Genomic DNA, 20,061 nt, shown 5'->3' with positions numbered 1-20,061 from the left:
TAACTTCAATTCAATAAATAAAAATATTTAGCAGTAGATTTATTGTGATAACCTATGACAATTAAGTAAACTTTAATTTACGTAAAAACCAGCAATAGAGTCTCTTATTTCCATTATTTAATTCCTTTTCCGCCCTCAAAACCCGGAAAACTTGCTAATGAATAGCATGATTAGGTGGTAAAGACCCTTAAAATAGTCAGGATTTGTATTTTTGTAATCTAAGGTAAAAACTATGCCCCGTCGTCAAGACCTCAAAAAAATTCTCCTGTTAGGTTCAGGTCCAATTGTGATTGGCCAAGCCTGTGAATTTGACTACTCTGGAACTCAAGCCTGTAAAGCCTTACGAGAAGAAGGCTATGAAGTGGTGTTGGTAAACTCCAACCCAGCTACAATTATGACCGACCCGGAAACAGCCGACCGCACCTATATTGAACCGCTGACACCGGAAATAGTTGAAAAAGTTATCGCCAAAGAACGCCCGGATGCTTTATTGCCAACAATGGGAGGACAAACCGCTCTTAATTTGGCTGTGGCTTTGGCGAAAAATGGCGTTTTAGAGAAATACAACGTCGAGTTAATTGGTGCGAAATTACCAGCAATTGAAAAAGCCGAAGACAGAAAACTGTTTAACGAAGCCATGGCTAAGATTGGGGTTGCAGTATGTCCCAGTGGTACAGCCTCAACTTTAGACGAATCAAAAGCGATCGCTCACCAAATTGGTACATATCCCTTAATTATCCGCCCAGCCTTTACAATGGGGGGGGACTGGTGGGGGTATCGCCTATAATCAAGAAGAATTTGAAGAAATGGCGCAAGTAGGGATTGACGCTAGTCCCGTGTCCCAAATTCTCATTGACCAATCTCTACTCGGTTGGAAAGAGTATGAATTGGAAGTCATGCGGGATTTAGCCGATAACGTGGTGATTATCTGTTCTATCGAAAATCTCGACCCTATGGGGATTCATACAGGGGATTCTATCACCGTCGCCCCCGCCCAAACCCTAACTGATAAAGAATATCAACGGTTACGGGATATGGCGATTAAAATTATTCGGGAAATTGGTGTTGAAACCGGCGGTTCTAATATCCAGTTTGCCGTAAATCCCGTTAATGGTGACGTGGTGGTAATTGAAATGAACCCCCGTGTCTCCCGCAGTTCGGCTTTATCTTCCAAAGCCACAGGTTTTCCCATTGCCAAAATCGCGGCTAAGTTAGCTGTGGGTTACACTTTGAATGAACTGCAAAACGATATCACTAAAAAAACCCCCGCTTCCTTTGAACCGACAATTGATTATGTTGTCACCAAAATTCCTCGGTTTGCGTTTGAAAAATTCCCTGGTTCAGAAGCAGTTTTAACTACACAAATGAAGTCTGTAGGGGAAGCAATGGCTATTGGCCGGACATTTAATGAATCTTTCCAAAAAGCCTTACGTTCTCTAGAAACCGGTCGCGCTGGTTGGGGTTGCGATAAAGCCGAAAAATTGCCCAGTGGTGAACAAATTCGCGCTCAATTGCGGACTCCTAACCCAGAACGCATCTTTTCTGTGCGTCATGCTATGCAGCTAGGAATGACTAATGAGGAAATCTATGAACTGACGGCTATTGACCCTTGGTTTTTAGATAAATTACAAGAACTGCTAGAAATAGAAAAATTTCTCAAACGGACTCCCCTAAAGCAGTTGACAAAACAGCAAATGTATGATGTGAAGCGGAATGGATTTAGCGATCGCCAAATAGCTTATGCTACAAAAACCAAAGAAGACGAAGTTCGCACATACCGCAAACATCTAGAAGTTATCCCTGTTTATAAAACTGTTGATACGTGTGCGGCGGAATTTGAAGCCCTGACTCCATATTACTATTCTACCTACGAAGAAGAAACGGAAGTATTACCGACAGATAAACCCAAGGTGATGATTTTGGGTGGTGGTCCAAACCGCATTGGCCAAGGAATTGAGTTTGATTATTGTTGTTGTCATGCTGCGTATTCTCTACATGATGCTGGGTATGAAACAATTATGGTAAATTCTAACCCAGAAACAGTTTCTACAGATTACGATACCAGCGATCGCCTGTATTTTGAACCATTAACTAAAGAAGACGTTCTCAATATCATCGAAGCTGAAAACCCCGTCGGAATTATCGTCCAATTCGGTGGACAAACACCATTAAAATTAGCCGTTCCCCTGCAAGAGTATTTACAAAAGTCTAACAGTATTACCAAGATTTGGGGAACATCACCTGATTCTATAGATATGGCGGAAAACCGAGAACGGTTTGAAAAGATTCTCCAAGAATTAAATATCGCTCAACCGCCTAACGGTATGGCGAGAAGTTACGAAGATGCGTTAATAGTCGCTAAACGGATTGGTTATCCTGTGGTGGTGCGTCCTAGTTATGTATTGGGGGGAAGGGCGATGGAAATCGTCTATTCTGATACTGAATTAGAACGCTACATGACCTTTGCAGTCCAGGTAGAACCAGATCACCCCATTTTAATTGATAAGTTCTTAGAAAACGCCATTGAAGTGGATGTAGATGCGATCGCCGATCATACTGGTAATGTTGTCATCGGTGGCATCATGGAACATATTGAACAAGCGGGTATTCACTCCGGTGATTCAGCTTGTACCTTACCTTCCATTTCGCTATCTCCAGCAGTCCTAAACCAAATTCGCTTATGGACAGTCCAACTAGCACAAGCTCTATCTGTAGTCGGGTTAATGAATATTCAGTTTGCCGTAGTTGGTGCAAACGGCTACTCTCCCCAAGTGTATATTTTGGAAGCGAACCCCAGAGCATCACGGACAGTTCCCTTTGTATCTAAAGCCACAGGCGTACAATTAGCCAAACTGGCATCCTTAATTATGTCAGGGAAAACTTTAGAGGAATTGAACTTTACAAAAGAAGTCATTCCTTCTCATATTGCTGTTAAAGAAGCCGTTTTACCTTTTAGTAAGTTCCCCGGTACAGATACCATTTTGGGTCCTGAAATGCGCTCCACAGGCGAAGTTATGGGCATTGACAGCGATTTTGGCCGCGCCTTTGCTAAAGCAGAATTAGGAGCTGGGGAAATGTTACCTCTTCAGGGGACTGTATTTGTATCCATGAGTGATAGAGACAAACCTCTAGCGGCAGATGTAGTTAAGGAGTTTATTAAGTTAGGCTTTACAATTATGGCTACTCAAGGTACACGCCAAGTCCTTCAGGAACAAGGGTTAGAAGTGAAATCAGTCCTGAAACTCCATGAAGGTCGTCCCCATGTCCTTGATGCCATTAAAAATGGAAACATTCAACTGATCATCAATACACCTTCTGGAGAAGAAGCTCATGCCGATTCTAAGTTAATTCGCCGCACCGCTTTGGGTTACAAAATCCCCATCATTACCACTATTGCAGGTGCTAGAGCCACAGCCGCAGCTATCCGTTCTATGCAAAATACGACTTTGGATGTCAAGGTAATCCAAGAATACTGTCCAATGAGTTAATAATTGTCAGTGGTCAGTGGTCAGTGGTCAGTTGTTCGTTGTCAGTTGTTTTCCCTTCCCAATGACCAATCACCAATCACCACTGACCATTCCCTAAAACATTAAGCAATTATTACAAGAGAATCATTATGGTTATCATTGAGATATTTTAACAAATATGAGGAAGCTATTTCTTGGCTCAAGAATTTAGCTCTACCCCTGTAAATATATGGTGTTCAGTAATTATAGAGGATGGAGTGATATTGATCCGCTCGTAAAGTGCGGGTTTCTCGGTAGTCAAATATTTCTCATAAATGTTACAATTATTAATATTCCTAGAAAACACAAAAAATGTTTGACTTGCTACCTTGTATCTAACTATAGATACTTGTGAAAACAAGGAGATAGCTGTAACCTTTAGCAGTGAAGTACCTAATTTACCAAAATATGAGCAAACGGAGTTGATCGGGTGCTGAAGTTGCAAACCATAAAATGGGTTATCAGCCCAATTAGGTAGCACCACACTCAAACATTATTCCGTTAACGACCCTATCAGCACACCTTACACGATAGTGTAGCCCACCATTACCAAAGAGTAGCGACATGAAGACCGCTCAATCAGCCACCGACCTCGTGCGGACTTACCTGCGTGAGATTGGCCGTGTGCCACTCCTCACTCACGAAGAAGAGATTTTTTATGGTAAACAGGTGCAACGATCTACTGCCTTGCATGAGATCCGTGAAGGTCTTGCTACCCAGTTAGGTCATGAACCAAGTTTAGAAGAATGGGCAGCAGCATCTGATTTAGAAGTATTAGAATTAAATGAGGCGATCGCCGTTGGTGAAATAGCGAAGCGGAAAATGGTAGAAGCCAATCTCCGCTTAGTCGTTTCTGTTGCCAAAAAGTACATTAAGCGCAATGTTGATTTACTTGATCTGATTCAAGAAGGCAGCATTGGAATGCAACGGGGTGTAGAAAAATTTGACCCGACCAAAGGCTATAGATTTTCTACTTATGCTTATTGGTGGATACGTCAAGCCATTACCCGTGCGATCGCTGAAAAAGCCCGGACTATTCGCTTGCCTATTCATATTACCGAAAAACTCAACAAAATTAAAAAAGCCCAGCGTCAACTCTCCCAAGGACTAGGACGTGCGCCCACTGTAGCTGAATTATCCCAAGAATTAGACCTAACACCTAAACAGGTGCGCGAGTACCTAGAAAAAGCCCGTCTGCCATTATCTCTAGATTTGCGTCTAGGAGATAATTATGACACGGAACTGGGGGAAATGCTAGAAGACACAGGAGCAACACCGGAAGATTTTGTCATGCAAACTTCCCTCTCATACGACCTAGAGCGAATGATGTCGGAACTCACTCCCCAACAGAAAGAAGTAATTACCCTCCGTTTTGGCTTAACTGATGGACAATCCTTAACTTTGGCTAAAATTGGTGAAATCCTGAATATTAGCCGAGAAAGAGTCCGACAAATTGAACGGGAAGCTCTCAACAAACTTCGCAAATCTAAAGCCACTATGAATGAGTATCTTGCAAGTTAGTCAGTTGTTATTAGTTGTTTTCGGCGTTATGGGTGGGGAAACTCCACCCTTACTCACTAATAGGTGAAAAACACCACCATTTCTGGTACGGTTAAACCGACTCTCTCGAAAGGAATAAACTGTTAGATTAGTGGACATGAATATATAATAGTCACCTAAATCGAATAGACAATAACTATCAGTTATTCCAGTCACAAACACTATCGTTAGTAGTGGCACTATAGGAGGTCAAACGTGAGTAACCAATCCAACCGAGTATCGGAATTTTTTAATAGTGATTCGGAAACCAGTAATTTATTATGGCAATACGTTAAATCATTAAGTCCAGATACTGTCACCCAACTATCTAAACCTACTTCTCATGAAGTGTTGCAGGTAATGGAACGCAATATTATCGGACTTTTAGGAAATTTACCTTCAGAACAGTTTGGTATTACTATTTCCACTAGCAGAGAAAGCTTAGGTCGCTTATTGGCATCAGCTATGATTAGTGGGTACTTTCTGCGGAATGCAGAACAAAGAATGGGTTTTGATATGGTTTTACAAGGAACAGAAGCTAATAATAGCGAAGTTGAATAAGATTATTTTTGGAAAATTCTCAAAATCAAATATTAACTCGGTAGAGATATAATCAGTCTACCGAGTTTTTTTGTTATTTATTGGTAATGATATGAAAGAAAGCAGTTTTTCTATTCCTCATAAAATTATTGGTGTCGCTGTTATTTGGAATGACCAAAAACAGATTTTAATTGATCGTCGGCTTCCTACAGGTGCAATGGGCGGTTTATGGTCATTGCGGGGGTAAAATTGAAGCTGGTGAAACTATTCAAGAATGTATTAAACGAGAAATTTCTGAAGAGTTGGGAATAGAAATTATAGTTGGAGAACATCTCATTACTATTGATCATACCTATACTCATTTGCGGGTGACTTTGACTGTACATCATTCTCAACATTTAGCAGGTGTTCCCCAAACCATAGAATGTGATGAAATTCGCTGGGTGAGTTTAGATGAATTGGATAATTTTACTTTTCCAGAAGCCAATGGGGAAATTATCGCAGCTTTAAGAAATAGTTCAAACAAGATCACCTAATGTTTTATCAACTTTTCCTTCCCATAATAAACTTTCCGCCTGCTTTAATCTTAATAGGACTTACGCAAATAGCTCTGAAACCTTCTTTTCTTCGTGTCCTTCGTTCCTTCGTGGTTCGTTCTTTCGTGACTTGTGCGTAAGTCCTGCTTAATAGTGAACTTCCTAATATAGTAGTTGAAAGAGCGATTTGCTCACAATTCATTTATATTGCTATATTTATTCAAAGTATGGAGTTAAGCGGAATCGAACCGCTGACCTCTTCAATGCCATTGAAGCGCTCTACCAATTGAGCTATAACCCCAAAAAATCTTAACTTTGTTATTATAACACATATCATAGGAGTTAAGTCAAGAGGTTTGTGAAAATAAATCTCTGATTTTTTTTGATTCAGGGTTAAAGTCCAACCGGGAAGGAAAGAAGCTGGTTTATTTACCGATACAGAACCTACTAAAAATTCGATCTAATACTGATTCTGTGACTTCTTCACCAGTGATTTCTCCTAATGCTTGAATTGCCCCTCGTAAATCAATTGTCCAAAAATCTAAAGGTAATTTATCTATAATTGTGACTTGCACTTGTTCCAAAGATATTTTAGCTTTTGTTAATGCTGCTGCTTGCCTTTGATTAATTGCTAAATCTATATCAGCGGCTTGGACTTTTCCACCTTGGACTATTTCTAAAATCGCTGTTTCTAAACTATCAATTCCTTGATTTATGGCTGCGGCTGTGAATATTTGAGATTTTAGATTGGGGATTTTTGATTGTAGAGTTTCTTTTTCTGCTGTTGAAATGAGATCAATTTTATTAATAACTAAAATTAGCGGACGGTGTTTGACTTGGGCATAAATTTCTTGATCTGCTGGAGTCCAACCTGCGGCAGCATCAATAGTAAATAATACCAAATCAGCAGCACTAGCAGCACGATGCGATCGCTCTACACCAATCTTTTCTACCTGATCAACTGTTTCCCGAATCCCGGCTGTATCTAGTACCTGTACAGGAATTCCCCCCACAACTAACTGAGATTCTACCACATCGCGGGTTGTTCCTGGTAGGTCCGTAACAATGGCGCGATCGCTCTGACTCCAAGCATTTAATAAACTAGATTTTCCGACATTTGGCCTGCCAACTATCGCTACTTTTAAGCCAGTTCTTAATAATTCACCTTTGTCTTTTGTTGCTAATAATTTGCTAATTTCCGCAGTCACTTGATCAATTTCGGTAATAATTCTTTGCTCATCTAAAGGTGGTAAATCTTCCTCAAAATCAATTCTGGCTTCAATTTCTGCCAAAATATCCAAACAATTAGCGCGTAATTTGCGGATAGGATGAGCTAATTTACCTTGCAACCCAGCTAAAGCAGTTTGAGCGGCTTGAGGTGATTTTGCTCCCACCAAATCTGCTATACTTTCCGCTTGGGTTAAATCTACTCTGCCATTTAAAAACGCTCTTAATGTAAATTCTCCCGGTTGGGCTAATCTTGCGCCATTTTCTAAACATAGTTGCAATACTTGTTGTACTGCCATAATCCCCCCATGGCAATGGAACTCTACCACATCTTCACGGGTAAAAGAACGGGGTGTTTTCATAATCATTAACAAAGCTTCGTCAATAATTTGCTTTGTTTGGGGTTGGCGAATATAACCATAGAGAATACGGTGACTTTCCCAAACTTGTCGCCCTGGGGCATAAAATAGAGTTTGAGCGATCGCCATTGCATGATCACCAGAAACCCGTACAATACCTACACTACCTTGTTGAGGGACAACAGCAGTAGCGATCGCCGCAATAGTTCCAGTATTAGCCAACAGTTCAGACATGAGCGGTTTTGCAAAAATTCAGGATTAGGGAACAAGAAAAATTCTCAACCCCTACAGTACAATAGTTCAAGAATAGCGATCAGTTAATAATTCATCACTAATAATAGTGAAATTCATTTACAAGATAAAACACCTGAATATAGATAGGGAATTGACTATGGAACAAAAAATCAACTGTGCTGAAGCCTGTGTAAATGGATGCGTTTTAGGGGATAAATGTCCCAATATTGAATTTAGAGAAGCAACCTCCAAGTTTATTGAAGAAACTTCCCTAGATAAAATGCTAGAAATGGCTGAAGAAAGATTGCGGAAAAAAATAGCAGAACCCCCAAAATGGGTATTTCCCGAAGATCCTTAAATTACACAAATTAGCATGAACAGGTTGATGCTATGCTAACATATCCAGCAAAACATCACCTTTAAATAATACCCGCTCAACTAATTTTAATTTTTTTGAATTCCATAGCAGAAACGACCAACTAACCAATTATTATCCTCACTATTTTGTGATTGTTCAGCTTTCATGGTTTCTGTTCTGTTTTTCAGTGCCATGAAAAATTCTTCCAAATTATGCGTTTTTGAACCATCTTGTTCATTAGCTTTAGTTTGCCAATCCCATTCTTTCCACCAACTAGGAACTTCTAAAGTCTGACTGAGAATATCAAACTGTAATTTATAAATACCAGGTTCAGGAAATTTATTCGGTTGGATAATGACTGAAAAATTTAACTTATTTTCTTGAGGAATAATTTGCCAATCTTGCAATTTCATAGCACTACTAATTTCTGAATTTGCATCTACAACTATAAACTTTTTAGCAAATTTATCAAATTTCTCGATGTTAACTTTTGCGTTCAGAGAATTAGTATCTACAAATAAACTATATTGTGATGGTAAAAAAGGCACACTATAATTAATCGTTAAATTTTCCTGTTGACGTGAATCTATTTGCAATATTTCATAATTGCCTTTACTAACTGCAACTCCATCTTTAACTAAAGAAAGAGGTCTCGTAATACCTTTAGGTATAGATGTTGGCGGCGTTCCTAAACTGGATATTTGATCAACAATATGATCAGGATGAAAAATCATTAACTTACTATTAGCTAATAATTGATTAGCATCATATTTTTGCAATTGCTCAAAATAATGTTTAATATCTTGATGAGGTCCGATGAATAATACATAGAACGGACGAAATTTATCTGCTTGCTTACCTGAATTATAGGCAAAAGTTTTAATACTATTAGCTTCCTGAATATAAACCTTATCATTAAATTCACTTTTAACTGCCCAAACACCCACAGCATAATCTTTTTTTTGGGAATTAAAATAAGTATCTTGAATTCTTTTATTTAATTTGGTAACATCACCACTATTTTGTTCCAAATCTGTAATAATAACCGTCATTTTCTGCTGATCTTTTTCAGCCGGAACAATAGCCGCATCTATGGGACTAGACACAGCCTTAAATTTAGCATTACTACCATCATAAAAAACTGGACTACCTCCATAACTATAATAATCACTACCTGTTATTTTCTGAATTGGAGTACCAATCCGATAATATTCAACTGGCAGTTTACCTGTTAATTCAAATACATTTCTCAGAGATTTTAAAGCTTTGATATAATTTGTTTCTCCATTTTTTACATATCCTAACATTGAACCACTACCATCTACATAAATAGCCACATTGAGATTATCTGATTTATTAGCAGTTTGACTATTAGTAGAATTAATATTAGGAATTTCACATTTTAACTCTTCTTTTGTATTACAAGCTGTCAGCAAAAGCGCCATAAATACTAAAATTACCCATCTAGAACCCATCATTTTCTTATTTCTCCGCTAATACTTTTTTGTTGATATGTGTACTATTACTAATAAATATTAAGTAATTTTACGGTATTTTTTATTGCCATAATAGCATCAATATGAGACTATATCAAAGAATACTTGTGCTACGTTTAAACTAGACTGCACTGTTCTAAAAAACTACAAGTCGTAAGGAGGACTAATGAAACCGTGGGAAATCATCAGAATTATCGTTTTTAGCGTCATTGGGGCTGCAATCATGTTTTTAGGGCAGCGGTTAATATATGAAAATCAAATCATCCCCATTCAAAAAGTCCCCCTTGATACCTGGCTCGGCACTGACTATACCACAGCCTCACTGATTATGTTCGCTGTTTGTATGTTCTCAACAATTCTTTGGTGCGTATTAGGCGCAACCAGTAAGTCTACTGGCAGCAGTATAGGCCAATGGATGTTAATTTGGTGGTTGTTAGGACTATTCCCCATAGCCACTATAGGCTTTACCGTCTTTTATATTAACCGCAGCGACGAAGCCCAGTTTTCTTTAATGGGATTTTTCCTTTTAGATACTATCTGGCTGTATTGGTTAAGTACAGTTACCAGTTCTCCTGAAGCAATCAAATATATTCCGCCAGGAGCTTTTTTTATACGTCATAAACTGATGGGAGATTAAGAAATGTCAATTTATGTAATTGGAATTGGTGGAACTGGTGCTAAGTGCATTGAAGCTATTATCCAACTAGCATCCATAGGACTTTTTAGCGAAGAAACCCTGCATTTATTATTTGTAGATGCTGATGAAACAAATGGCAATTTAAGTAGAGCCTTAACAAGTTTAGATACCTATCAAAAATGCTATAAATTAGGTTTGCATGATAAAAATTCTTGGATGCAAACAAAAATTGAATCCTTCTCTCTATGGTCGCCTTTTGCTAATAATAGTATCAATAAAAATCTTGGTTCTTTCTTTGAATACAACATTTTGAAAGATGAAGAACCAGCATTAGGAAATTTATTTGATGTTTTATATACTTCAGAAGAAAGAGATGCTAACTTAGATGTAGGTTTTCGTGGTAGACCTGCCATTGGTGCGGCTGTAATGAGTCAGGTAAAACTAGATGCTTTAGACTCTGACTCTTGGGGTATATTAGTGAGCCAAATTCAAAAAGATACTGGTGGAGGAAAACGGCCTAAAGTATTTTTATGTGGATCAATATTTGGTGGAACAGGTGCTTCAGGATTACCAACAATTGGTAGATTAATTCATAATAAATTAGAAACTTTGAGAATTAGAGATAAAGTTGATTTAGGTTGCTTATTTATGTTACCTTATTTCGGCTTTAACCCTACGATGGGGGAAAATGTAGAAACAGTCTATGCTCGTTCTGAACAGTTTTTATTGAATACAGAAGCCGCATTGCGTTATTATGGTGGTCAAGCTCAAGAGAGCTTTGATACAGTATATTTGCTAGGAAATCAGCAATTATCACCAGTTAAAAAATTTAGTGTGGGCAAAAATACCCAACGTAATGATCCCCATTTTATTGAATTATATGCCGCATTAGCTGCAAGACAATTTTTACTAAAAACACCTCCTGGAGAAAAAACAGTGGTGTTGATGAATCGAGAAAACTTAAAAACATTAATTTGGAAAGATATTCCTGATCAAAAAGAAGTTAATGCAGAGTTTGTAAATGCAACTCGGTTTGCTTTCGTTTGGTTATCGCATATTGCCCCAGCATTAGCAGAAGCAAAAAGAATTGGTGTGAAGGAGTTTCAAAAAAGTCCCCAGGGATTTTGGTTTGTTAAATTCTTTCCTAACCGCGCTGTTTTTGGCAATAATTCCAAGCAAGAAATAGATTTTAATGATCCAGAGCAACAGAATGCCATAGAAACAATTACTATTTGGTGTCAAGATTATTTACGTTGGCTTTCACAAATTCATCAATGTGTTGGTGAAACAATTCAATTATTTAATGTTAATCATTTTAGTAATAGCAATCTGAATCATCAAAATTTATCAGATTTGATTGCTGGACTAGGTGACAGTCGAGATCAAAATCAAAAATCTAGAGACACAGTTCAAGAACTCAAAAAACGCTTAAATCCTGAAGCTGTGAGTTTACCAAAGCAAGGCATACTTGGACTTGCTAAAGCTTTATATCTTGTTTGTCGGTTATAGGAGAAAAATTGAAAATGACAAGTTTATTATTGCCAAAACTCAAAGATGATTGTGATGTTAAATCAGGTAATTCTGGTAGTTGGAATTCTCAAGGCATAACTACTTTTAATCAAGTTGCTTCTAGTTTAGATTACAAAGCACCCGGCGAAGTAAAAAGCGTTAGTTCAGTTCCGACAGTGTGGGCGCGTCCTTTGTCTGTGGAAATGGCATTACATAATGATGCCTATCCCATTCGGGAACAAATGATTATTCAATGGCAAGGAATGTTAGCAGCTTTAGCACTAGCAGAAGTCCGCAATTTCCCTATTAAAGCCCAACTTTTAGAACTGGGAACAAAAAAGACGCTCATGTTTTTGCCCGTTCTCTTTATGAACTTTTACCTGATCCAGGTAACACCCTTTTCACATTCAATAATAATAAACATCCTTGGGAAGACCTCTATATATTTACTTGGAATAATCAACCTGTAGGTATGACTTCTCCTAGTACATTAGTTGTATCTTCAGAACAAGGAAATTGGGAAGGTTTACCTTGGTGGAATGCCAATACATTACAGTTACAATCTCCCCATAATTATCTTAATGATACCGAAAAATCTCAACTGGCATTTTGGTTAAATAACCTCAGCCGAGAAATTAGGAGATATAACGGTGACAGTAAAGCTATTGACAGAATTGTGGGTTTATTGAATGGCTTTATTAATAGTTTAGGTTTGACATCTACAGCTAATTTTCAATTTAGTGAGAATCCTGCCTATTTTGAAGTAGAAATCAATCGAGGGGCTTTAACTGCTCTTAATTTGCCTGTTAAGGTTGAATCGAGAGAATCTAATGTGAGGATTGTTCCTAGTTTAAGTAAACAAAATGTTCCCCCATTACTAATAATTGATCCAAATATTGCCACTGCTTGGAATGAACCACCGCAGAACATTTGTGTTTATGAAGGTAAAAATTTAGCAGCTTTTCGGACTGAAGATATAGAAACATGGAATAAGAGCAGAAAAGTAATTTGTCTGGAATCGAAAGATTTATTTTTACCCGATTTGAAATTTATTGATCAAGAGGGAATTTTACCAGGCGCTTTACTTCCTGAAGGTACGCAATCCTTAGTATTCAAAAATAGGAATATTACTCCTTTAATTCCTCTAAATCCGATTTTGTTGAACTACTTTACCCCAGAAGATTTAACTAAAAAAGTTAAACTACAACTGGTTAATAATGGTGCTGGAGGGTCACAAGTTCGGTTAACTTTAACTTTACCTCTTTATGGTGTTAAAGGTGGTAAAGCGCCGCAAAATTTCTTTTTAGTTAAAGATTATCCTTTATTAGAAGAAAATATCATTTATGAAGTGCCTGTTTTAGAAATATGGCCGAATTTTAAAGCTGAAGGTTGGCAAGAATATTACGGCTTTTACTATGATGCTGAATATGGGGAAGAAACATTTCAAATCAGTTTCCCCACAGCTAAAAATACTCATACCTTTAAAGAAGGACAAGGTGCTTATCAGGTAGTTCGCTTAGAAGAATTTCCAGCTTTAATTGAGTGTAAAGATATTTATACAAACACTATTGGTTTAATTCTGCTACCTAGTCCTGAAGAAATAAGATTAACCGGAGAGTGGGTAGTTGGTATTGATTTTGGTACTTCATTTACTAATGTTTATGTTAATAAAAATGACCGATTGATAGAACGTCTCAGTCTAGAAAATCTACACTGCAAAGTAACAGATGTTTCTATTGATACGCGATTTCCAGTTTTGTTTGAATTCTTTATTCCCGAAAGTTTTATTCCCATTGATAAACCTTTTCCCATGTCTACAGTATTAACAAATCGAGGAGCAACTAAGTCCAAAGATGATCAAATAAATCCTATTTTCGATGGTCGTCTTTATGTTCCTAATCTCCAAAGATTTGCTCCTCAAGAAACATGGATTAAAACTAACTTAAAATGGTCAACTAACAATCCTACAGATAATCAACTTTTTCTAAAACATCTAGCACTACATATTGCAGCGATCGCAGCTAAAAATGGTGTATCAACTATTCAATGGTCTTTATCATTTCCTTCAGCATTTTCTCCTAAAGAACAACAAAATTACGCCATAAATTGGCAAAGATTAACTAAAGAATTAGCATCAAAAACAGGAATCATACACAATAGTCCAGCTAAGGATGATCCTACCTATTTCCGCACTGAAAGTTTAGCAGTTGCCCAGTATTTTGCAGAGCAGGAGGGATATGATCTCGTCAGCACTACTTGTATTGATATGGGTGGTGGAACATCAGATATTTCTATTTGGCAAGATGATCAATTACTGCATCAATGTTCAGTTCTATTAGCAGGTAGTCATCTTTTTTCTCAATTTATAGAGATGAATCCTAATTTCCTGAAAAAATTAGATCCTAACATTAATGATACGAAGGATTGGACAAAACTTAAAGGTCCCGCTTTCAACGCCAAACTCGATGTTTGGATGCGTCTTGAAGCTGGAAATTGGTTAGAGACAAAACGAGATAGATTTGAAGAAGATAAAGATTTTCAAGGGCTAATTCGTTTGATGGCAATTGGCATATCTGGCTTGTATTTCTATGTAGGCCAAATCCTCTCAGTTCTGCACAAAGAGGATAAATATTCTCAAAATCAAATTACTCCCGTGTATATCGGTGGAAATGCTTCTCGTCTGTTACATTGGCTGGCAGAAGGGGGTGAATTTGACCGTAATTCAGAAATTAATAGTTTACTCAGTCACATGATGAGTATTGCTTCTGGTTTTCCTGATACAGAAGAACTCACCCGTCTGAGTCAAAACCCCAAAGATGAAGCCGCTTGTGGATTGGTTTTGAAAGATCGAAAACTACAAGGATTAGGAAAAAAAGAAAAAGATCCTGTCATCGCTGGAGAAGATTGTAAAATCAGTGGAGAAAATTTTGGTTGGCAAGAACGTTTAGAGTTTAAAGGCAAAAGTATTAGTAAATATGAAATTCCTGAATTAACTCAGTTGAAGTTATTTCTAAATGCTTTCCATGCTAGTTTAGATGAGTTAGGAATTGATGGTATCAAACCTTTAGATGGTTATGAATTAAAAGAATATCCAGATGATCCTGACCCAGATTATAATGAAAAGCTATGGCGGGCTACAGAAAGAGAACTCAGAAATTCTTTAAATGCCATTAAAGGCAATATTGAAGATATCCGAGAAGAACCACCTTTTATCATCGGCTTAAAGGCATTACTCAGAGTTTTAGGTAAAGAGTGGGCAGGAAAATAAGATATTTTTTGAACTTTGCCCTGATTACTTGGTTACTAAAAATAGGCGATTTAAATCGCTTATTTTATTTCATACATTAGTTCTAGAATAAAAACTTTGAAGGTTAGTGATGATACAATTAAAATGTCCAGTATGTGGTCACGAATATATTGAAGGTTCAGTTGAATTTTGCTCAAAGTGTTCTTGGTATATTACTCCATTTCCATCGAGTTTAGGAGAAATACCTATAGAAATACAGCATAGGGAAGAACAGCGATTACTTTGGGCTAAAGAAATATGGAAAAAATTCCATCATAAATATTCGGAAATTAAACAACAGAATGTAGTGATTCAAAAAGAATTAGAAGAAGTTAAAAAACAAAAGCAAATACTATCAGACTCTTCATCATTAGAAAAATATTTGCAGGTATTACCGGATATACTTTCTAACATTGAGCAAATTAATGAGAAATTAACTTCTAAGGATTCTTACCCTGTTTACGAATCAATCCAAGGAAATATACAAGATCAAAGTGATACAGCGTTAGAAGATGCAGTTAATCCAATAAATAATGTCGTAACAGATGAAGAAATTAGCAGTATAAATGATAATCAAGAATTTACTGATTTGTTAGAAAATTATAAACAAAACCAATTAGATTATACAGACAAAATCGAAGTTTCAGAAACAGAAGTCAGTAAATCACAGCGTTGGACGGGTAGTCAAGCACCAGCAGTTTTCGAGCGCAATGCTAGAGGTAGAGGAGAATATTGGATTATTGATAATAAATATTTAGTACCTAAACCTAAACACAAAATCAATGAAAATAGTTATAAAACTACTTTAGTAACATTATTTGACTGTCGAAACTATGATAAAAACTCAACAGACAATATTACATTAATCAAACCTGCTAAAGTATCTGTAATCAATAGCGAAGAAAAATGGCGGTTAGAAGCAAAAGGAATTATAGAGTTTTCATGATTATTAGAGGTTGAAAAATATGAAAAATAAAATTTACCGCTTGATTCCAGTTTTTATATTGTCGTTTAACTTACTCCTGGGATATTCTGCTGTAGGTAGTAATAATATTGCCCAAAATAGTAATATTCAAAAAAACAACAATCAGAAATCAATTAATAAATATCCCAAGATTAGTCAATTAGTCAAAGAATTAAAAGAGTCAATTACGTCTTTTAATAACGAAGTAAAATTAGTCGTCAAGACGAGTAAAAACCGTAACGAAGTTACTTCTAAAAATATTCAAGAAAAAATAAATTCCCTCCTAAAAGAACTGAATTTATTAATTCAAGATTCATCAATATCTGACAATAGTCAAATAGTTACTACAGTTGAAAATATAGTTTTAATAATCACTGAGATTAATAAAATCATTACCCCCCTAGAAAAAGGATTAACAGAAAATGGAGTAAGTCAAGTACAAAAAGATTTAGGATTTTTTAGCAGAAGAAAAATAGCTGATACATTTTATGGTAATTTGGGAGTAACAACGCAGGAAGAAATAGAACTATTTACTACTAATAAAATTCAAGAATTAGACAAACAAATTTTATCTCTTCAGCAACTTATTAATCAGCAACCTTTCATTGAGAAAACTTCTCAAATTGTCAATAGTAATCAAGTAAATAATTCCAACTCAGAATTAGAAATTAGAGAACTTAAAAATCACCTAAATAGATTAAGTCTAACTACTACTATTGGGGGATTTATTTTATTGATTGCATTAATATTTTGTATTTACAGAATTATCACTCTTGTTGAAGAGCAACGTAAAATTATTGCTTTGGCTAAAAATAATAAAAAAAATGTTGATATTGATAATTTTCAAATAGAAATGAATGAAATTTATAAAAACTTGAAGCTTTTTGATGAAAGGTTAAAGCAACTAGAAAAAAGTAATCAAAATCATAACTTACAAAATTATTCATCTCCACCTCATCATATCCCGAACATACAACCTAACAAAGATGTAGTTTATTCACCAAAATCAGTAATTATTCCTGCATCTTCATCAGTTAATATATCCAATTCAAATAATCAATTAGTATCAACATATAATATCAATTCTCGTTCCCTATCTCATCAAGCAATAACTGTTTCTGAAAGTGAGTATACAGCAGAACAACGTCATCTTGGACGTGATGTTGCACCTATTCTAGAATCTAATAATCGAGGTAATTATTGGATTATTAAAGAAGGTAATCAAGAATATATTGTTCCTAAAGGTAGTATGAAAATCAATGAACATAACTATCGGACAATTTCTACCTTTTTTGAATGCTTAGGATATAGCCAAAATGCACAAAATAATTTTACTCTAGTTAAACCAGCAAAAGTAGCTTCAATTGGAGAAAAGTGGCAATTAATAGAAATTGGTCAACTGCAATTTTAAGTTGAAAATTAAATAAAATGCAAAATGATAGTAGTAACAAAGTAGATTATTCAGAATGGGAATGCTTAATTTTATATAACTATATTCCCAGATTAATTGAAAAATATGCAATATTAGTAAATATATCTGCCCACTATTATACCAGTGGTAATCAAGAAATATCACTTACAGAAAATCCGAAAGGAGACTATTGGATCATTGCCAGTGATAATAATATTTATTGGTTATTTCCCAATACTAAATTAAAGAGTAGAATTAATACTCCTAAAAAAGAGGTCTTAAGCAAACTTTTTGAATTTTATAATTACGAAAATTCGGATTCCCGTGAAGTTATTCTCAAAAAACCGGCTCAAGTATTTCCTTCTAGCAGTGGGGAAGGGTGGATTTTAGCTAAACAGGGAATTATTGATTTTAATAATTCATCTTTTTTAGAAATTATAAATGCTAATAATAAAAGTTCAGAAAACATACCTAAATTAAAAGTTAATCAAAATAATGAACAGCAAAATTTAATTACACAGGTGTCACGAGAAGAATTTAATGAGTATATACTTGAATCTCAAAAGGAGATTATTCAATTAAAATCTCAAGTTCAACAATTAATAGAAATTCAACAAAGATTGCAAGGAGAAATAGAAAGAATTAATGAAAATTATGGTAGTTTAGAAACTAAATTAGAAAATAATTTTCCCAATCATCAGATAGCTACTCTTCCCGAAAAAACAACATCTCAACAGGAAAAGTTAATAAATACATCCAGTAGTGTAAATTTAAATGCTCAAGAATTGCGAATTGTAGAAGCTTATAATTCTAATCCTGTTATTATTTCCCAACAAGCAAAGCAAGTTGCAGAAACAAATACCAGCATTGAAAAGCGTATTCAAGGTAATATTGAAGCTATAGTTTTAGAAAAGCAAGCACAAGGTTACTACTGGTTAATTGGTAGGGAACAATTATATGTTATGCCTAGAAAACATCTAAATATAAATCGTGCAACGGTAGAAAGTATTAGAATTTTATTTGAATGTAAAGGAAGTAAAGCAACAAGTAAGTTTAAATTACTCAAACCTGCTAAGGTAGTTATGATAGGTAATTCACAAACTTGGCAACTAACTGAACGGGGAATTATTGAATTTGAATAGAGTCATATAAAATTATTGATAAAAATTCTAGCTAAGGATTGGAATAGGAAATGACTAACTTTGATAATCTTTTTCGTAAAGTTGAAGAATTAAAACAACTGTGCTATCAACATTTTGCACCGAGAATAACTAATATAGAAAATTATTTATCCACGCTAACTGATAGAATTCAAGATGGTTCAGTCATTGTCACTGGTAATTTACAAACAGAACAAATCACATCTCTGAATATATCTGAATCTGAATTAGTACAAGTTTATAATGATGTTCCCAAGGTTTTATTGAGAAATTCGATTATTGCGGAATTAACAACTAAAAGTTATCGAGAAAATAAACCAACTGAACCAGTTTTTTTAGAAAATGACGACAATGGCAAATATTGGATTATTGTATGTAATCAAGATAATATTTGGCTTGTACCTAGCATTAATATTAAATTACATATCCATAAAATAAGAACTATAGAAAAATTATTTGATTTTCATGGTGATACTTCTTTATTAGATACCCATTTTATATTAACTAAACCTGCAAGAGTATCCAGTTTACCGAATGGAAAAGAATGGAAACTAGAAGAAAAAGGTAGTCTAGAATTTAGTGATCCTTTTTCTCAGATTAAATTTGAACTTCCTGATTTTCAAGAACCCAAAGAAGATACTCATGTAGAAATTCAGAACATTTATCAGCAATTAGATGATTTAAGATTAGAGTTAAATCGTTCTCATGAACTCCGAAAAAATTCAGAGTTTTACATCGTAGAAATGTCTAAAGAATTGGATGATTTAAAATTACAGTTATCCTATGCTGAGGAAAATCAGAAAAAATTAGAATCTCATATTGAGAAAATACCAGTTCTCAGAGATTATGTTTATTTGCAAATAGATTTACTCAAAACGCGGATAGAATCTGTAGAAAATCATCGTGGTAGTAAATTTGATCGCAGTTAAAAAAGATGATGTTAACATCTAGTTGCGTTTGGATCTTCAAATTCTCCTGGTTGACGAACAAGAAATTGATTTAAAATTACCTTACCGGAAGGATTTATTACCTCTAATCTTACCAAGTCAGTTTGGACAATTTGCCAAGAAACTCGATATTTATATTTAGCATTAGTCCAAGTAAAAACAGGACGGGCTTTAGTTCCAGATGCTTTAGCACCAATTAAACAAAGTTTTTTACCTGTTTTGAGGTTTAAGTTTTTGTAGTAATACTGACCTTTCGCTTGCCAAAGAGTTAAATGCCAAATACGCGGTTGACCCTCTACATCAAAAAATTCTCCCTCTGGAAAAGCGAGATTAGCTACAGCTTGATTCTGAA

15 protein-coding genes, 1 tRNA gene and 2 pseudogenes are annotated in these 20,061 nt (G+C 35.6%); 13 read left to right on the top strand and 5 right to left on the bottom strand.

The window, feature by feature from the left end; genetic code table 11:
* The first annotated feature begins 232 nt into the window (after positions 1–232).
* Together carB and FJR38_RS06705 are read left to right on the top strand one after the other, a co-directional pair.
* Positions 233–3,488 (top strand): annotated as a pseudogene (carB, locus tag FJR38_RS06710) (carbamoyl-phosphate synthase large subunit).
* Positions 3,489–4,070: 582 nt separating this feature from the next.
* Positions 4,071–5,027, top strand: a complete 957-nt coding sequence (locus FJR38_RS06705) for an RNA polymerase sigma factor, RpoD/SigA family (protein ID WP_168496725.1) — start codon at positions 4,071–4,073, stop codon at positions 5,025–5,027.
* Here FJR38_RS06705 and FJR38_RS06700 read toward each other — a convergent pair whose 3' ends face one another.
* Positions 5,028–5,165: a hypothetical protein gene (locus FJR38_RS06700; RefSeq protein ID WP_168496723.1), complete on the bottom strand. Its 138-nt coding sequence runs from the start codon at positions 5,163–5,165 to the stop codon at positions 5,028–5,030.
* 96 nt (positions 5,166–5,261) lie between these two features.
* On the opposite strand from FJR38_RS06700, the gene FJR38_RS06695 reads away from it, so the two are divergent.
* Positions 5,262–5,606, top strand: coding sequence for a DUF760 domain-containing protein (locus FJR38_RS06695; protein ID WP_168536075.1), 345 nt, complete (start codon positions 5,262–5,264; stop codon positions 5,604–5,606).
* A gap of 91 nt (positions 5,607–5,697) precedes the next feature.
* A pseudogene (gene mutT, locus FJR38_RS06690) lies at positions 5,698–6,121 on the top strand (8-oxo-dGTP diphosphatase MutT).
* 228 nt (positions 6,122–6,349) lie between these two features.
* Here the strand turns inward: mutT and FJR38_RS06685 are convergent.
* Both FJR38_RS06685 and mnmE read right to left on the bottom strand, forming a co-directional pair.
* Positions 6,350–6,422 (bottom strand) — tRNA-Ala (locus FJR38_RS06685).
* Positions 6,423–6,546: 124 nt separating this feature from the next.
* A complete protein-coding gene (mnmE, locus tag FJR38_RS06680; RefSeq protein ID WP_168496717.1) occupies positions 6,547–7,941 on the bottom strand; it encodes a tRNA uridine-5-carboxymethylaminomethyl(34) synthesis GTPase MnmE in 1,395 nt (464 codons plus the stop codon).
* A 157-nt stretch (positions 7,942–8,098) separates the two neighbouring features.
* Here mnmE and FJR38_RS06675 point away from each other — a divergent pair, with 157 nt between their 5' ends.
* On the top strand, positions 8,099–8,299 hold the full coding sequence (locus tag FJR38_RS06675; protein ID WP_168536073.1) for a hypothetical protein: 201 nt from the start codon (positions 8,099–8,101) through the stop codon (positions 8,297–8,299).
* Between the two features lie 86 nt (positions 8,300–8,385).
* On the opposite strand, the gene FJR38_RS06670 is transcribed toward FJR38_RS06675, so the two are convergent.
* On the bottom strand, positions 8,386–9,777 hold the full coding sequence (locus FJR38_RS06670; protein ID WP_168536071.1) for a hypothetical protein: 1,392 nt from the start codon (positions 9,775–9,777) through the stop codon (positions 8,386–8,388).
* A gap of 184 nt (positions 9,778–9,961) precedes the next feature.
* Between FJR38_RS06670 and FJR38_RS06665 the strand changes: the two genes are divergently transcribed.
* The 8 genes from FJR38_RS06665 to FJR38_RS06635 all read left to right on the top strand — a co-directional run bounded on the left by FJR38_RS06665 (position 9,962) and on the right by FJR38_RS06635 (position 19,691).
* Positions 9,962–10,432, top strand: coding sequence for a hypothetical protein (locus FJR38_RS06665; protein ID WP_168496712.1), 471 nt, complete (start codon positions 9,962–9,964; stop codon positions 10,430–10,432).
* Positions 10,433–10,435: 3 nt separating this feature from the next.
* Positions 10,436–11,941 carry a hypothetical protein gene (locus FJR38_RS28250; protein ID WP_168496710.1) on the top strand — a complete coding sequence of 502 codons (1,506 nt, stop codon included), beginning with the start codon at positions 10,436–10,438 and terminating at the stop codon, positions 11,939–11,941.
* A gap of 14 nt (positions 11,942–11,955) precedes the next feature.
* Positions 11,956–12,411: a hypothetical protein gene (locus FJR38_RS27680; RefSeq protein ID WP_217359991.1), complete on the top strand. Its 456-nt coding sequence runs from the start codon at positions 11,956–11,958 to the stop codon at positions 12,409–12,411.
* A gap of 2 nt (positions 12,412–12,413) precedes the next feature.
* The gene (locus FJR38_RS06655; protein WP_217359989.1) at positions 12,414–15,209 is read left to right on the top strand and encodes a cell division protein FtsA; all 2,796 of its coding nucleotides are present in this window, start codon (positions 12,414–12,416) and stop codon (positions 15,207–15,209) included.
* 109 nt (positions 15,210–15,318) lie between these two features.
* A complete protein-coding gene (locus tag FJR38_RS06650; protein WP_168536069.1) occupies positions 15,319–16,173 on the top strand; it encodes a zinc ribbon domain-containing protein in 855 nt (284 codons plus the stop codon).
* A 19-nt stretch (positions 16,174–16,192) separates the two neighbouring features.
* On the top strand, positions 16,193–17,602 hold the full coding sequence (locus FJR38_RS06645; RefSeq protein ID WP_168536067.1) for a hypothetical protein: 1,410 nt from the start codon (positions 16,193–16,195) through the stop codon (positions 17,600–17,602).
* A 17-nt stretch (positions 17,603–17,619) separates the two neighbouring features.
* The gene (locus tag FJR38_RS06640; protein WP_168536065.1) at positions 17,620–18,744 is read left to right on the top strand and encodes a hypothetical protein; all 1,125 of its coding nucleotides are present in this window, start codon (positions 17,620–17,622) and stop codon (positions 18,742–18,744) included.
* A gap of 50 nt (positions 18,745–18,794) precedes the next feature.
* Positions 18,795–19,691 (top strand): hypothetical protein, encoded by an 897-nt coding sequence (locus FJR38_RS06635; protein WP_168536063.1) that lies wholly within the window; start codon positions 18,795–18,797, stop codon positions 19,689–19,691.
* A gap of 11 nt (positions 19,692–19,702) precedes the next feature.
* Here FJR38_RS06635 and FJR38_RS06630 read toward each other — a convergent pair.
* Positions 19,703–20,061: hypothetical protein (locus FJR38_RS06630; protein ID WP_168536061.1), on the bottom strand; the 359-nt coding region annotated here is incomplete at its 5' end.

This window comes from Anabaena sp. UHCC 0253 (assembly GCF_009712085.1).
In the GTDB taxonomy this organism is placed as follows: domain Bacteria; phylum Cyanobacteriota; class Cyanobacteriia; order Cyanobacteriales; family Nostocaceae; genus Dolichospermum.
This window is presented reverse-complemented; position numbering and strand designations above follow the sequence as displayed.